The 16,962-nt window shown below is 33.0% G+C and carries 12 protein-coding genes; 8 read left to right on the top strand and 4 right to left on the bottom strand.

Annotated features, from left to right (window positions below):
• The first annotated feature begins 52 nt into the window (after positions 1–52).
• From hppD to ACFFGL_RS07700, 6 genes are all read left to right on the top strand, one after another.
• The gene (gene hppD / locus ACFFGL_RS07725; RefSeq protein WP_309726963.1) at positions 53–1,216 is read left to right on the top strand and encodes a 4-hydroxyphenylpyruvate dioxygenase; all 1,164 of its coding nucleotides are present in this window, start codon (positions 53–55) and stop codon (positions 1,214–1,216) included.
• A 308-nt stretch (positions 1,217–1,524) separates the two neighbouring features.
• Complete coding sequence (locus tag ACFFGL_RS07720; protein ID WP_309726964.1) at positions 1,525–2,304, top strand: DUF3108 domain-containing protein; 780 nt, start codon at positions 1,525–1,527, stop codon at positions 2,302–2,304.
• 148 nt (positions 2,305–2,452) lie between these two features.
• The gene (locus ACFFGL_RS07715; protein WP_309726965.1) at positions 2,453–3,694 is read left to right on the top strand and encodes a peptidoglycan DD-metalloendopeptidase family protein; all 1,242 of its coding nucleotides are present in this window, start codon (positions 2,453–2,455) and stop codon (positions 3,692–3,694) included.
• A gap of 147 nt (positions 3,695–3,841) precedes the next feature.
• On the top strand, positions 3,842–6,487 hold the full coding sequence (locus ACFFGL_RS07710; RefSeq protein ID WP_309726966.1) for a TonB-dependent receptor: 2,646 nt from the start codon (positions 3,842–3,844) through the stop codon (positions 6,485–6,487).
• A 90-nt stretch (positions 6,488–6,577) separates the two neighbouring features.
• Complete coding sequence (locus ACFFGL_RS07705) at positions 6,578–7,018, top strand: hypothetical protein (RefSeq protein WP_374708749.1); 441 nt, start codon at positions 6,578–6,580, stop codon at positions 7,016–7,018.
• Positions 7,019–7,095: 77 nt separating this feature from the next.
• Positions 7,096–7,617, top strand: coding sequence for a hypothetical protein (locus ACFFGL_RS07700; RefSeq protein WP_309726968.1), 522 nt, complete (start codon positions 7,096–7,098; stop codon positions 7,615–7,617).
• A 62-nt stretch (positions 7,618–7,679) separates the two neighbouring features.
• Here the strand turns inward: ACFFGL_RS07700 and ACFFGL_RS07695 are convergent, their stop codons facing one another.
• Complete coding sequence (locus tag ACFFGL_RS07695; protein WP_309726969.1) at positions 7,680–8,735, bottom strand: endonuclease/exonuclease/phosphatase family protein; 1,056 nt, start codon at positions 8,733–8,735, stop codon at positions 7,680–7,682.
• A gap of 121 nt (positions 8,736–8,856) precedes the next feature.
• Between ACFFGL_RS07695 and ACFFGL_RS07690 the strand changes: the two genes are divergently transcribed.
• A complete protein-coding gene (locus ACFFGL_RS07690) occupies positions 8,857–11,661 on the top strand; it encodes a carboxypeptidase-like regulatory domain-containing protein (protein ID WP_309726970.1) in 2,805 nt (934 codons plus the stop codon).
• A gap of 20 nt (positions 11,662–11,681) precedes the next feature.
• The gene (locus ACFFGL_RS07685; protein ID WP_309726971.1) at positions 11,682–13,574 is read left to right on the top strand and encodes a DUF5689 domain-containing protein; all 1,893 of its coding nucleotides are present in this window, start codon (positions 11,682–11,684) and stop codon (positions 13,572–13,574) included.
• 72 nt (positions 13,575–13,646) lie between these two features.
• Here the strand turns inward: ACFFGL_RS07685 and hflX are convergent, their stop codons facing one another.
• The 3 genes from hflX to ACFFGL_RS07670 form a co-directional block, all read right to left on the bottom strand.
• The gene (gene hflX, locus ACFFGL_RS07680; protein ID WP_309726972.1) at positions 13,647–14,879 is read right to left on the bottom strand and encodes a GTPase HflX; all 1,233 of its coding nucleotides are present in this window, start codon (positions 14,877–14,879) and stop codon (positions 13,647–13,649) included.
• A 63-nt stretch (positions 14,880–14,942) separates the two neighbouring features.
• Positions 14,943–16,088, bottom strand: coding sequence for a methionine aminotransferase (locus tag ACFFGL_RS07675; protein ID WP_309726973.1), 1,146 nt, complete (start codon positions 16,086–16,088; stop codon positions 14,943–14,945).
• 85 nt (positions 16,089–16,173) lie between these two features.
• Entirely contained in the window at positions 16,174–16,920 is a 747-nt protein-coding gene (locus ACFFGL_RS07670) for a succinate dehydrogenase/fumarate reductase iron-sulfur subunit (protein ID WP_309726974.1), read from the bottom strand.
• Between the last annotated feature and the right edge of the window lie 42 nt (positions 16,921–16,962).

Raw genomic sequence — 16,962 nt, 5'->3', positions numbered from 1 at the left:
ACTAAAAAAAGTCAACCATTAATTAAACGCATAAATTTAAAATTATAAAATCATGAGTAAAGATATAAAATCAGTAGACTACGGATTAGAAAAAATTTTTGAAGGTGCACAAGACTTCTTGCCTTTATTAGGAACAGACTATGTAGAATTTTACGTAGGAAACGCCAAACAAGCGGCCCACTTTTATAAAACCGCATTCGGCTTTCAGTCACATTCATATAAAGGTTTAGAAACTGGAAGTAAAGACACCGTTTCGTATGTATTAAAACAAGATAAAATTAGATTAGTATTAACTACGCCATTAAATTCTAAACACCCGATTAATGACCATATTGTGAAACATGGTGATGGGGTAAAAGTAATTGCACTTTGGGTAGAAGATGCAAAAAAAGCCTGGGAAGAAACAACTTCTCGTGGAGCAAAATCTTTTATGGAACCTAAAGTAGAGAAAGACGAACATGGCGAAGTAGTACGATCAGGAATTTATACTTATGGTGAAACTGTTCACATGTTTGTAGAACGAAAAAACTATAACGGCTCATTTTTACCAGGTTTCGTAGAATGGAAATCTGAATATAATCCAACGCCTACCGGATTAAAATATATTGATCACATGGTAGGAAATGTGGGTTGGAACCAAATGAATACTTGGGTAAAATGGTACGAAGATGTAATGGGATTCGTTAATTTCCTTTCTTTTGATGATAAGCAAATTCATACCGAATACTCAGCTCTAATGAGTAAGGTAATGAGTAATGGAAACGGAAGAATTAAATTCCCGATAAACGAACCAGCTGAAGGAATGAAAAAATCTCAAATTGAAGAATATTTGGATTTTTATGAAGGTTCCGGCGTTCAGCATATTGCAGTAGCTACCGATGATATTATTAAAACAGTAGCCGATTTACGCTCTCGCGGAGTAGAATTTTTATCAACTCCACCAGAAACATATTACAACGAAGTGCCAGAACGATTAGCAGAACACGATCATGAGCTTCGAGAAGATATGGAAAAACTTAAAAAACTTGGAATAATGATCGATGCCGATGAAGAGGGGTATTTATTGCAAATATTCACCAAACCGGTAGAAGATCGTCCAACGTTGTTTTTCGAAATTATTCAACGAATGGGAGCAAGAGGTTTTGGAGCAGGAAACTTTAAAGCCTTATTTGAAGCAATTGAAAGAGAACAAGGTTTACGAGGTACGTTGTCTTAATCCTTAAAATAATTAGAAAATAACCATTGAAAACTATTTTTTGATGAAATATTTTCAGTGAAATGTTAAATATACGTTTTTGCTTGCGAATATTTTAAAGTGAACGTATTTTTGCATCCGCAATTTCGGGGTGGTTACCGAGAGTGCAATTTGAGAAAGTATTTTTTCATAAATTTAAGTTTTAGTTGGTTAATAAGCATAAAACCCTGTCAATTAATTTGATGGGGTTTTGTGTTTTAATACATTTGGAACAGTAATTGTATTTTCATTGCCAACCGCTATAAAACTAGCAGCTTAAATCTATTTATATGAAAAATAAAATTCTAATATACCTGTTATTACTTGTTCCTTTTTTGCAACTTTCTGCGCAACAAAAACAAGCATACAAAGCTGGCGAATGGTTTAAATTCAGAATACATTACGGTTGGTTTAATGCAAGTTTTGCAACTTTAGAAGTAAAAGACGATAGCTTTAATAATACCGATGTTTATCACGTAATCGGTGAAGGAAAATCTACAGGCTTATTGCATTTATTTTTCGAGGTAGACGATAATTACCAAACCTATATTTCTAAAAAAGACAATTTACCAGTAAGGTTTATTCGAAAAATTAATGAAGGCGGTCACAAAAAAAACCGTTATATCGATTTTAACCAAAACCTGCATTCAGCTAAAGTTCATGATTTAAAACACCAAACCATAAAAAGTTATGAAACCAAGCCGAAGGTACAAGATATGCTATCGGTGTTTTACTATTTGCGGAATAAAATAGATGAGAATAATATTAAAGAAGGTGATGAGATTATAGTAGATCTTTTTTTCGATAATGAAAATTATAAATTCAAAACTGTTTTCCTTGGAAGAGAAACACTAAAAACAAAATTCGGAAAAGTAGCCGCTTTAAAATTTAGACCTTACGTGCAAGCCGGAAGAGTTTTTGAAGAAGAAGAAAGCTTAACTTTTTGGGTAAGCGACGATGCTAATAAAATTCCATTAAAAATTGAAGCTGACTTAGCAGTTGGTTCACTTGAAGCAGATTTAGATGCTTTTAAAGGTTTAGCGCATCCATTTAAAATTATTATGGATTAACTAAAATTCAGTTTTCAGTAATTTTAATTGAACTTCAGCATTTTTCAAATCCTTATATCAAGTAAAATAATTAGTGTGAAATTAAGTTGTATAGAAGTTTAGCTTTAAATATTTTTGAAAACCCTTTATTATCCTAAACCCAAACGATTTGAAAAGAATATTCCCCTATTTTTTAGTTATTTTTTGTTCATTCATTTTATTTTCATGTGACGATGAGCCGAAAACAAAACCTATTTCTGAGGTAAAAGCTAAAAAAAAGCCCCCAATTTTAAAAGAATTCGGGTTTTCACTTAATGATTATAAAGTGGTAAAAGATACCATTCGTTTAGGTGATAGTTTCGGTGGAATAATGGACTCAAACGGCGTGAGTCGGGGTAAGGTTTTTCAAATTTCAGAGCAGATTAAAGATATTTTTAATCCGGCGAGAATTGTAGCAGGTAGAGCTTATACCATTTTAAAATCTAAAGACACTTCAGAAACTGTTCAGGCTTTTATTTACCAACAGGACAAAATAAATTATACGGTTATCGATTTGCAAGATAGCGTGGTGGTAAGAAAAGATAAAAAACCAGTTACTATAAAACGAAAAACCGCTAGCGGTGTAATTACTTCGTCTCTTTCTGCAGCGATGGATAATGAAGGATTAAGTATTCTTTTGGCCGATAAAATTGCAGATATTTATCAATGGAAAATAGATTTCTTCAAAATTCAAAAAGGAGATCAATTCAAATTAATCTATAATGAAAAATATATAGATGATACTATTTATGCCGGTTTAGCAAATATTGAAGCGGCGGTTCTTACTCATTACGATAATCCTTATTATGCTTTTCAATTCGGAAAAGATAGTTTAAGCGGTTTTCCAAAATTTTATGATGAAGAAGCACAATCTTTACAAAGTTTCTTCTTAAAAGCACCCTTAAAATTTACCAGAATTTCATCTCGTTATACCAAACGCAGATTTCATCCTGTTCAAAAACGGTGGAAAGCTCATAAAGGAACCGATTATGCTGCACCAACCGGAACTCCAATTTGGACAACCGCAGACGGCGTAGTAATTCGTTCAAGCTATACGCGCGGAAATGGAAATTATGTAAAAGTTCGCCATAACGATAAATACACTACACAATATTTACACATGACGAAACGAAATGTAAAAGTTGGCCAACGTGTAAAACAAGGTGATATCATTGGTTTTGTTGGAAGTACAGGTTTGGCTACCGGACCGCATGTTTGTTATCGCTTTTGGGTTTACGGAAAACAAGTAGATCCCTACAAACAAAATTTACCAAGTTCAGAACCTTTAAAGGAAACGATGAAACCCGAATTTTACAAAACCATAGAACCTTTAAAAAAAGAGCTTGATGATTTAAAGTTTAAGAAAATTTAATATTCCGTTAAGCTCGTAATATTCAGCTAAAGTTTTTTACATAAACGTAACCTAATCAAGGTTTTTTGTTAATGCTTGCTTAAAAGCGCTCTTCGCTTTTTCCAGTTCATTTGTACCTGCAAATCAACATTTATAACAAGCATTAACATGAAAAAATTATTCTTTTTAGTATTGTTTTTTACGGCTAATTTATTGTTAGCGCAAAAAACAGTCACCGGTACACTCAAAGATGTCGAAACCGACACGCCGCTTTTAGGAGCAAATGTCATGGTTGTAGGCACGAGTAACGGAACTACTACCGATTTCGATGGTAAATTTACCTTAGAAGTTGAAGAAGATTCAGGAGAAATAAAAATAAGTTATATAGGTTTTAAACCTATGACTGTAGCTTATTCCATAGAAAATGGAACTACTGCCGATTTAGGAGAAATTATGATGAAACCCGACGCGAACGCTTTGGGTGAAATTGTTGTAATTGGCCGCGGTGTAATCGATTTAGAAGAAGATAGAGAAACACCAATCGCGGTTTCTACCGTAACCCGACAAGAAATTCAAAAAAGAGCGGTTGGTAACGTAGAATTTCCACAGGTTTTAAAAAATACACCTAACGTTTATGTTTCGAATCAATCGGGAGGTTTTGGAGATTCGCAAATGTTTGTAAGAGGTTTTGACCAAACCAATACCGCGTTTCTTTTAAACGGACAGCCAATTAACGGGATGGAAGATGGAAAAATGTATTGGTCAAATTGGGCAGGAATAACCGATATCGCAAACGCGGTTCAAGTTCAACGCGGATTAGGGTCATCTAAATTAGCGATTTCTTCCGTAGGAGGAACTGTAAATATTGTTACCAAAGCTACCAATAGGACAGAAGGTGGTTTTGCAAGATTTTTAGTAGGAAACGGAAGTTATTTAAAAGGAACGGTATCTTACGATACAGGAATGAATGAAAATGGTTGGGGTTTTTCTTTCTTATTAGATTACTGGAAAGCACATAGCAAATACGCGAATGGAACTAAAGGGGAAGGTCAAAATTATTTCTTTTCCGTAGGGAAAAAAGCGGGAGATCATAATTTCAATTTCTTGTTTACAGGGGCTCCGCAGTGGCATGATCAAAATTATTCAAAAGATCGAGAATTATATGATCGTTATGGAATAAAATACAATAATAATTATGGTTTTAGAGATGGTGAATATTTAAGTTTACGAAGAAATTATTACCATAAACCTGTATTAAACTTAAACTGGGATTGGAATATTTCTGAAAAATCCAATTTATCAACTGTAATTTATGCATCTTTCGGTCGTGGTGGCGGAACGGGAGATTATGGAAATGGTCCTGGATATATAGATTATCCGAACGAGTCTGAATTACAAGGTGGAGCGTACGGTCCAAATAAAGGTTTAATCGATTGGGATTATATAGAAAATGTATACAACACTTCTCTAACGCCAGATGCAAACGGAAATCGTTATGCAAGACCTGCCGATTATGAAGGGACGATTTTAAGAGCTTCAGTTAATAATCACGCGTGGTACGGTTCAGTAATTAATTATGAAAATAATATTTCTGAAAATCTTACCTTTAATGTAGGAACAGATATAAGATTTTATAAGGGAGATCACTTTAGACAAATCACTAATTTGTTAGGTTTAGATGGTGTAAGAGAACCATTTGGTGGAAATCCTGAAAACACAGTTAGTACAACTTTTAATCCAGATCCTTGGGCAGCTTTATTTAATTATGCCGAAGAAGAGGAAAGAATTGATTATGATTATTCTGAAAATATAAATTATCAAGGAGGCTTTGGGCAAGTAGAATGGGCAAATGATAAGTTTTCAGTATTTTTTCAAGGTGCATTATCTAATCAATCCTACAAAAGAGAGGATCGCGGTAATTTTGAAGAAACCAAAGAATCGGAAACCGTAAATAAAACTGGATACAATATTAAAGGAGGTGCATCTTGGATGTTTCTTGAAGGACATACCATTTTTGGTAATGCCGGAAAATATTCCAGACAACCTTATTTAGATAATGTTTTCCCAAGCTATGCAGATAATACGCAATTAGCAGATCCTGAAGTGGACAATGAAGAAATTATTGGTTTTGAAGCGGGTTATCGTTTCCAAACAGATGATTTTCAATTAAATTTTAATGCCTATATTACTACTTGGAAAAATAGATTTTTAAGTCAAGGAGGCGTTTACGATCCTAATGGAAATGAACAAAATCCAGAATACAATGATGTAACTTATCTTTATACTGGTATTGGTCAAAGACATAAAGGTCTTGAGTTAGACATGAAATGGAAACCAATGCGCGATTTAATGTTAAGAGGTTACGCTACGATGGGCGAATGGCGTTATATTAATTCTTCTGATTATAGAATTAGAAATAATACTTCAACAACAATTCTTTTAGTGGATGAAGCAGATTTTACAGGAACTAGAATTGGGCAAGCTCCGCAAGCTTCAGCTGGTTTAGGGACTAATTATGATATTATTTCTAATAAACTTTCTGTCTCAGTAGATTGGAATTATTACGCAAACCTTTGGGGAATTGCAGAACCAGAAGATGCACTTATACCTAATTATCAACCCGAAAAATTAAAACCTTATTCGTTATTCGATTTAGGAGCGTATTATAATTTTGATTTCGGTGATAGTAAAATTCAATTAAACGGAAACATTTACAATGTATTAGATCACGAATATATTTCGCAAAAAGACAATTATGGTTATTTCTACGGAAATGGTTTAACGTGGAACGTTGCTGTAAAATATCTTTTCTAAATTAATTAAAATTTTTGAGAAAATCCGCTGTCTTTGATAGCGGATTTTTTTTTGAAAAAGATGTACCTTAGCTTTCAAAAAATAGACTTTATGTATACCGCTTTTTATCATTTACATTCGTTTTGGGCATATTTAGTTGTGTTGGTTGTTTTTTTAGCAACAGTTAATGCAATCATCGGCAGTGTTGCCAAACGATCTTACGGACCCAAAGACTTTAGAATTTCATTATTCGCTTTAATTGTAACACATATTCAATTACTCTTTGGTATTGTTTTATTTTTTATATCTGATAAAATAAGATGGTTCGATGCAGATACAGACGTTTCTTTAATAATGAAAAATGATCTTTTACGTCTTTATAATGTAGAACATCCATTATTAATGATTATTGCAATTGCTCTCATAACAATCGGCTATTCGAAACATAAGAAGAAATCTATTTCGGCTTCAAAATTTAAAACCTTAGCCATTTTTTACACCTTAGCTTTTATAGCTATGCTTGCTATGATTCCTTGGTCGGTTTGGCTTTAAAAATTATTATTAAAATAGCGTCTTTTTAAATAGTTTATCATTAAATTTATAACGCATACCTGTAAAATTTAATGACAATGAAAATTGAATATTTCAAATTAATATTCCTAATACTCTTTTGTTTTTCCATAAATTCTTATTTATATGCTCAGGATAAGAATCTTTTTGCAACTGTTGAAAAGGATGATTATAAAATAGTAGCAGATACCGTTAAATATAAATCATTTCTAAAGAAATATTTTTACCCTAATGAAGAAGATGTTTCATTTGATAAAATAAGTATAAAAAAACAATATACTGTAGGAGAAAGAAAAGAGCTGTATTATTTTATACTTGCAGAGAGTTTTAAATCCAATATAAGATTAGCGTCTTGGTTGGAGAAAGAAGACTCGAAGCTTTATAGAATTACTGAAGCGGATTTGAATAATAAAAATGCAGGTATTACTGTTAGTTATTTAGCCTGCCAAGGACAATCAAGTTGTACACCTAATGTTTCTATTATTGAGGGTGAAAAATATTGGGGCTGTTCAGATCGTGCCGATTTAGCTTGTGGATTTATGGAAGATTGTAAAGCTAGCACAATGATAATTTCAGAATAAAATTATTAATAAAAAAAGCCGCTAGATTCTAGCGGCTTTTTTATCTATTAAAATGAATTCAATTACATTTCTTTAACTAATAAAACATAAACCGGAAAGTGATCACTATATCCTCCGGAAAATCCACCGCCAGAAAAACTTCTGTACGGGTAACCTTTGTAACGTCCTCTTGGGTTTGCTAAATAATTAGGATTAAAAACACCGGCTTTATAGAATCGGTAAGAACTATAATCGTCTTTTAGAAACGGTTCAGATAAAATCATTTGATCGAATAAATCCCAGCTATCACGATAGGCAATTGTTCCAATTCCTTTTTTCTGCATATTTTCCATCGGATTGTATAATTCTTTTAATTTAAGATCGTCTTTTTCAGCTTTTGCACCCAATACATCTTTTACACTAGAATTATAAGGGCCATCATTTAAATCCCCCATTGTTATGATTTTAGCATAAGGATCGTTAGCTTGTAAAGAATCGATTATTTTTTTGTTTAAAGCCGCTGCTTTTTCACGTTTACTTCTACTTGCAGCTTCACCACCACTTCTAGAAGGCCAGTGATTTACAATAAAGTGAATTTCCTCGCCATCTAATAAACCTGAAACCAATAATTGGTCCCGCGTGTAATCTCTATCATCAGGATCATTTTTATCGTATAGAACTAATTCGTGAGAAGAAATATGGATAGGTCTAAATAAATTTTTTCTGTAGAGTAAGCCAACATCAATTCCTCGTTCATCAGGAGAATCAAAATGAACAATACCGTAATCAGCATCTAAAAGCGCGGGTTCATTTACTAAATCTTCTAATACTTTTCTGTTTTCAACTTCACAAACCCCAATCACAGCCGGAGGTTGTTTAGAAACTTTTTTTCCTATTTCAGAAATTACGCGCGCCATATTTTTTAACTTTTTCTTGTATACATCGGCGCGTAATCCTTCAGCCATTTCCATCATTGGGCTTGCTTCATCATATTTATCGGGGTCGTTCACAGTATCAAAAAGATTCTCTAAATTATAAAAAGCAATCGTGTTCACTTTATAGGTTTTTTTCTCTTGGCTAAATGTTAACTGACCAAAAAGAATACAAATCGCTAGGAGTGAATAACTTAATTTTTTCATTTTTGTTAATATTATGTTATCGTAAAGTTTTGGCAAATGCCACGCCAAAAGTAGGTATTGTACTTAAAAAATGTAAATTTGCAGCCGGAAAATAATATTTTCTTAACTCAAACAAGTATTAATGAATAATTTTGAAATGAAAAAAAGAGTTGTTCTTTTTGTATTATTGCTATGCTCAACCGCTGTTTTATTTGCACAAAAAACAAAGGTACAAGGAAAAGTAGTTGATGCTACAACCGATGAAAATTTACCAGATGTTGAAGTTACTATTGAAGAAACTGCTTTTACTGTAAAAACAAATGCAGATGGTAATTTTAACTTCGATGCGTTTTCTGTTCCATTAGGAGAGCAAATTATTTCCTTTGAAAAAGCTGGTTTTATTAAAAAAAGATTTCCAGTAATAATTAACGAAGGAGAAACACTAAACTTAGAATTAATTGAACTAGAAGTTGATATTAATGAAGAAAACTTTCAGATAGGTACGATTAGTTTGTCTGATAATGAGTTAAATAATGAAGAAGGGTCAGCAGATAATTTGTCGGGCTTACTTCAAGCCTCAAAAGATGTTTTCTTAAATGCCGCTTCGTACGATTTTAGTGCTACATTTTTTAACCCAAGAGGATACGATTCTCAAAACGGTAAAGTTTTAATAAACGGTATTGAGATGAATAAAATGTATAACGGAAGACCACAATGGAGTAATTGGGGTGGTCTAAATGATGCTCAGAGAAATCAGGTTTTTTCGATGGGATTATCGGCTAACGACTATAATTTTGGCGATCTTGCCGGAACAACTAATATAATAATGCGTGCTTCTCAATACCAAAAAGGAGGACGTATTTCTTATGCTTCTTCTAATAGAACTTACCGCGGCCGAGTTATGGCTTCTTATAATACTGGCTTGCTTGAAGATGGGTGGGCTTTTAGTTTTTTAGTATCTAGAAGATATGGTGAAGAAGGATATAGAGAAGGTTCTTTATATGACGCAAATTCCTTTTTTGCTTCCGTAGAAAAAAAATTAGGGGAAAACCACAGCTTAAACTTCACTACTTTTTACACGCCTAATAGAAGAGGAAAAACTTCAGCGAATACACAAGAAGTTTATGATTTAAAAGATACAAGATATAATTCATATTGGGGATATCAAGACGGAGAAATAAGAAACTCAAGAGTAAGAGAGATTGAAGAACCGGTATTTATGTTAAATCACTACTGGGATATTACTGAAAAAACACGACTTAATACAAACGTATCTTATCAATTTGGAAAAATAGGAAACAGTCGTTTAGGTTATGATGATGTGTTGAACCCAGATCCAGCTTACTATCAAAAATTACCAAGTTTTGAGTTAGCTCAAGACGGAGGTCCTAATTATGCAGGCGCTTATCTAAACTTAACAGAATTCCAACGAGATGGGCAAATAGATTGGAACTCTTTTTATGAAACAAATACAGATGATAACGGTAATGGTTTAAACTCGAGATATTACCTTTATGAAGATAGAAATGACGATGATAAAGTTACAGCGAATACTATTTTAACTTCAGAAATAAATAGTAATATTACTTTAAATGCAAAATTAAATTACACAAATCTTACTTCACACAATTTTGCTAATATGATAGATTTATTAGGGGGTTCAAGTTATTTAGATATAGATAGCTTTAACGATGTTCCTAATGACTTAAATAATCCAAATCGAATCGTAGGTGAAGATGATACATTCAGATATAACTATAAACTTTATGCAAGTGAATATAATGGTTTTGCACAAGCGCAGTTTAAGTACAATAAAATAGACTTTTACTTAGCTGGAAATTTAGGAAAAACTAATTATCAAAGAGAAGGTTTATATAAAAGTGGAAATTTTAAAGATAATTCATTAGGAAAAAGTGATGAACTCGACTTCACTACTTATGGGCTAAAAGCAGGAGCAACGTATAAACTAACTGGAAGACATTTAATAGATGTCAACACCGCATATTTTATAGATGCTCCAACATTGCGTAATACTTTTTCAAATTCTAGATATAATAACAGTACTGTAAATGGGATTACAGAAGAAAAAGTCAAAAATGTAGATGTAAGTTATATATTCAGATCACCTACAATAAATGCTAGATTGACAGGATATTACACAAAAATTGAAGACGCTTCAGAAATTTCTTTCTTTTTTGCCGATGGGATTGCAAGTTTAGGGAGAGATGAAAATTCAGCTTTTGTTCAAGAAGTATTAACAGGCTTAGACAAGCAACATCTAGGGGTAGAACTAGGTATTGAGGCTCAAATTACCTCAACTATAAAATTAAAAGGGGCAGCAGCATTTGGTCAATATACGTATGCAAATAATCCGAACGTTTACTTAACTTCTGACGACTTTATTTCAATGTCAAAAAATAATGAGTTGATTAACGACAGAGGTGAATATAATTTAGGAAAATCTTACTTAAAAGATTATAAAATCGCAGGAGGTCCGCAGCAAGCTTATCAAATAGGTTTTGAGTATAGAGATCCAGATTACTGGTGGTTTGGGGCAACTTCTAACTTTTTCTCTCATGCATATGTAGATGTTTCTCCAGTTGCAAGAACAAGAAATTTCTATCAAGATGTAGATGGAGCTCCATTTGATAATTATGACCCTGAAGTTGCTAAAGATTTATTAAGGCAAGAACAATTTGGAGATTATATGTTAGTAAATCTAGTTGGCGGAAAATCTTGGAAAGTGGATGACTATTTTATAGGCTTTTTTGCGACAATAAATAACGTATTCGACAAAGAATATAAAACTGGTGGTTATGAACAAGGAAGATATTCGACTTATCAAACATTAACAGAAGACACTAGTAATAGTAAAAGAATATTTGGTCCTAAATATTGGTACGGTTACGGGACAACGTATTATTTAAATGTATATATCAGATTTTAATAAAATAAATTATAATAATTATGAAAATTTCTAAAAATTTCAGGTTTTTAAGCTTCCTATTTATTTTAGGAATAGCGTTTACTTCTTGTGTGCAAGATGACGATTTTCAAACGCCAGAAATCACCTATGAAGAACCAGATGTAAATGTTAATACAACTATTGGTGAAGTAAAAGAATTATATTCAGGAGGGAGTCCGGCCCTTATTACATCAAATGCAAATGGAGACCCTAGTGACCCAATGTGGTTAGAAGGTTATGTGGTTTCTAATGATGAAAAAGGCAACTTTTATAAAACATTAGTTATTCAGGATAAACCAGAAAATCCTGAACACGGTATTTCTATTTCAACAGAAGCGCAAAATATTTTTTCTACCATAACGCCAGGAAGAAAAGTTTATGTTCGTGTAAATGGATTGTCTGTGGGTGAATATGCTGGACTTCCTACAATTGGAACGTTAGAAGGGGGAACTAATATAGGTCGAATGAGCGTTCAAGATTTTGATGATAGAGTCAAAAGATCATTAACTAAAGAGGATATAATTCCAAATAAAATAGAAATCGATTCTCTCTCTAGAAAAAACTTGAATACATTAATAGAACTTGACAGCGTTCAATTTTCTAAAGCTGATATAGGTGAAGTGTATGGACAACTTAATAGTACACAAAGTGTTAATAGAACAATTGAAAATTGTGAGGGCGATGAGATTATTTTAAGAAATAGTGGTTTTGCAAGTTTTTCACAAATTCCTATTCCAGATCAAAGAGGAAATTTAATAGCGGTTTATAGTACTTTTAATACAGATGCTCAATTATTCATAAGGAGTACAGAGGATGTAAACTTTACTAGTCCACGATGTGGTAGTGAACTTGCAGGTTCTATACAAATCCCTTTTACTGAAACCTTTGAAGATCAGTCGGATGGTTCTACATTAAATGTAGAAGGTTGGACTAATTTTAGTGAATCTGGATCTGTTAAGTGGAACGCTTTCGAAGATACAGAAAATAATCCTTCAATGGGTATTGGAGCAATAGCTAGTGCCTTTGAATCAGATAGTGAAGAAAATGTGATGTGGTTAATAACTCCAGGGATGGACTTTGATGCTCAAGATGATGAAGTATTAACTTTCAAAACTTCAAACAGTTATGCTGATGGAAGTGAATTAAAAGTTCTCATTTCAACCGATTGGGACGGTAATCCAGATAATATTACTGCAGCAACTTGGGAAAATTTATCTTCTGCAAATATTGTTAACAATGGAGAGGATTTTAAAAAGGTGATAAATTCTGGAGAAATAAGTTTATCTTCTTACTCAGGAACGGGTTATGTTGCATTTAAATATACTGGAGGAAAAGCCGATGAAATTAATGGAACTTATGAACTAGATGATGTTAGTGTTAGCGTTGGTGGAGGAGGTTCTGAAGAGAATATTATTTTTCAGGATTCTTTTGACACTAATTTTTCTAAATGGTCTACTTACGATGTAGATGGTAATCAAGAATGGGAAATTTCAGACCAGTTTGGAAACCCGGCACCAAGTGCTGTGATGAGTGGTTATGATAATAATGCTAACAACTTAAATGAGGATTGGTTAATTAGTGAAGCAATAGATTTATCAGGAGTATCCTCAGCATTTTTTAGCTTTGATAATGTAAGAAAGTTCAGTGGTAACCCTATAGAGGTTTATTATTCTACAGATTACAATGGAGGTGATCCTAATAGCGATGGAACTTGGCTTCAATTGTCGCCTAATTTAGATACTGATACTTCTAGTTTTGGTAATTGGGTAGATTCTGGAGATTTAGATGTTTCAGCAGCTGCAGGAGGAAATTTATTTGTAGCTTTTAAGTATACTTCTACTACTTCTGCTTCAACTACTATTGAAATTGACAATGTTATTGTAAAAGGTAATTAAATAAAAGGAAAAGGGAGGTATAAATAAAAAAAGCCACTTCAATTGAAGTGGCTTTTTTTATACAAGTAAAAATTAATCTTCATCTTTTAATTCTCCTGTATATTTATCATAATCTGGGTATAAAAAATTATTATATGGAAAGCGAGTAATATGAATTTTTCGAACAGCTTCGTAAACCTTTTTTCTGAAATCTTCCATATTCTCTTTATTAATTGCTGAAATAAACAAAACATCATCTCCCAGTCTATTCATCCAAGTTTGTTTCCACTCTTTTAAAGTGTTATGAGCTGTAGTTTTTTCAGTTACTAGATCATCTTCCTCAATTTTTTCAGGTTTATAGGCGTCGATTTTATTAAAAACCATTAAAGTTGGTTTGTCGCCACCTTCAATTTCATCTAAAATTTGATTCACAGACGCAATATGATCTTCAAAATTAGGATGTGAAATATCTACTACGTGAAGCAACAAATCTGATTCTCTAACTTCATCTAAAGTGGATTTAAAAGATTCTACCAATTGTGTAGGAAGTTTTCTAATAAAACCAACGGTGTCGGTAAGCAACAACGGTAAGTTTCTAATAACTACTTTTCGAACGGTTGTATCTAGTGTTGCGAATAATTTATTTTCAGCAAAAACCTCACTTTTACTAATCACGTTCATCAAGGTAGATTTTCCAACATTGGTGTAACCTACTAAGGCAACACGAACTAATTGACCTCGATTTCCACGCTGAACTTCCATTTGTTTGTCAATGGTTTTCAGTTTTTTCTTGAGTAAAGTGATTTTATCGCGAACAATTCGTCGGTCAGTTTCAATTTCTGTTTCTCCCGGTCCGCGCATTCCAATTCCTCCACGTTGCCTTTCAAGGTGAGTCCATAAACCGGCTAAACGGGGCAATAAATATTCATATTGCGCGAGTTCCACTTGTGTACTCGCATAACTCGTTTTAGCGCGTTGCGCAAAAATATCTAGAATAAGATATGTTCTATCTACAACCTTGCATTTTAAAATGCGCTCGATATTTTTTTGTTGTGCCGGACTTAATTCGTCATCAAAAACAGCCGTATCAATGTCATTGTCTTTAATGAAATTTAGAACCTCTTCCATTTTACCGGTTCCGATAAATGTTTTAGGATTGGGTGTATCGAGTTTTTGAGAGAATCTCTTTATGACCTCTCCACCAGCAGTATAGGTTAAAAACTCCAGTTCATCTAAATATTCTTTAGATTTTTCTTCATCTTGGTATTGGGTAACCACTCCGATTAACACAGAGCGTTCGTAAACTATATTTTCCTTTTCTATCATAGGTTCAACTTAATCATCTCAAAGTTATAAAAGTTGAGGCTCACTTTACAGCAATTTAAGATTTTATATAGAATTTATAATCTCTGCAGCTTTTTTTAAGGTTTCTTCTTTCTTGGCAAAACAAAATCGAAGCATTTTATCATCTTGCTGATTTTTATTAAAAACAGAAACGGGAATGGTAGCTAGCTGCTTTTCTTTAATTAATTCGATAGCGAAATCTGTATCTTGTTTATCGGTGATATTTTTATAAGATGCTGTTTGAAAATAAGTTCCTTTTGAAGGCGTAAAGCTAAAACGAGAATCTTTAATTAATGATAGAAAATAATCTCGCTTATGCTGATAAAATTCAGGTAAATTCAAATAATTATTTTCTTTTTGTAAATATTCGTTTAAAGCAAATTGCATTGGGTGATTCACACAAAAAACATTGTATTGGTGAACTTTCTGAAATTCTTTCATTAATTCTTTTGGCGCTACGCAATAGCCCAACTTCCAACCGGTAACGTGGAAGGTTTTTCCAAAAGAATACGTAATTAGCGAACGTTTTTGCAATTCAGGAAAACGAGCAACGCTTTGATGAGCTTCGTTATCAAAAATGATATGCTCATAAACTTCATCGCTTAATACTAAAATATTCGTATTTCGGGTAATTTTTTCAAGTTGCTGAAGATCATCTTTTTTCAAAATAGTTCCGCTTGGGTTGTGTGGCGTATTTATGATAATCATTTTGGTTTTTTCAGTTACTTTTTCAGTAACTTCTTTCCAATCAATTTTATATTCAGGCGCTTTCATTTGAATAAGAACCGGCTTTCCACCATAAAGTTCAATTGCTGGTTCATAACAATCATATGCAGGTTTAAAAACAATAACTTCATCATCTTTTTTTATAAAAGCTGAAATTGCGGTAAACAAAGCTTGTGTAGCTCCTGCGGTAATAGTGATTTCGTTTTCAGGATTATAACTTGAATTATAAGCCTTTTTCAATTTAGCACACAATGTTTCTCGTAAACTCGGTAAACCTGCTAAGGGCGCATATTGATTTTTATTGGAAGTCATCGCTTTGTAAGCTAATTCTAATAAATGATTATCAGGTGAAAAGTCAGGAAAACCTTGCGAGAGATTAATGGCGTTATAATCTTGTGCCATTTTGCTCATTTTTGTAAATATAGTAGTTCCTAAATTGGGAAGTTTAGACGCTGGATAATTCATATTTTTCGCATTTCTGTGGAAGTTAAAAACAAAAAATCCCAAACTCAAAAAGAATTTGGGATTTTTAGAAATAATTTTTTAAAAGCTATCCTTTAGTAGAAGCTTTTAAATATTCACGATTCATTCGTGCAATATTTTCTAATGAAATTCCTTTAGGACATTCAATTTCACAAGCTCCAGTATTACTACAATTTCCAAAACCTTCTGCATCCATTTGGCGAACCATCGCTTTCACACGTTCTGTTGCTTCAACTTTTCCTTGTGGAAGTAATGCATATTGAGAAACTTTTGCTGAAGTAAATAACATTGCACTCGCGTTTTTACACGCTGCTACACAAGCTCCACAACCAATACAAGTTGCTGCATTAAAAGAATCATCAGCATCGTGTTTGTTTACCGGAAGTGTATTCGCATCAATTGTATTTCCTGAAGTATTTACAGAAACATAACCACCCGCTTGCTGAATTCTATCGAAAGCAGAACGATCTACAATTAAATCTTTTACTACCGGAAAGGCTTTTGCTCGAAAAGGTTCAATATAAATAGTATCACCATCGTTAAATGAACGCATGTGCAATTGACAAGTAGCGATTAATTTATCGGGACCGTGTGGTTCTCCATTAATCTGTAGCGAACAAGAACCACAAATTCCTTCACGACAATCGTGATCAAACTGAATGGTATCTTCTCCTTTAGCTACCAAATCTTCATTGAGTACATCTAGCATTTCTAAAAAAGACATATCGCCTTCTATTCCATCAATCTGGTAGTCAACCATTTTTCCTTTAGCATTGGCATTTTCCTGCCGCCATATTTTTAATGTTAACTTCATATTTTGTAGTTGAAGATTTGACAATTTGAAAGCATAAAACTT

The organism is Mesonia maritima, assembly GCF_042433895.1.
GTDB classification, from domain to species: Bacteria; Bacteroidota; Bacteroidia; order Flavobacteriales; family Flavobacteriaceae; genus Mesonia; species Mesonia maritima.
The sequence above is the reverse complement of the archived record's forward strand: the minus strand, read 5'-3'. Positions and strand labels throughout refer to the sequence as shown.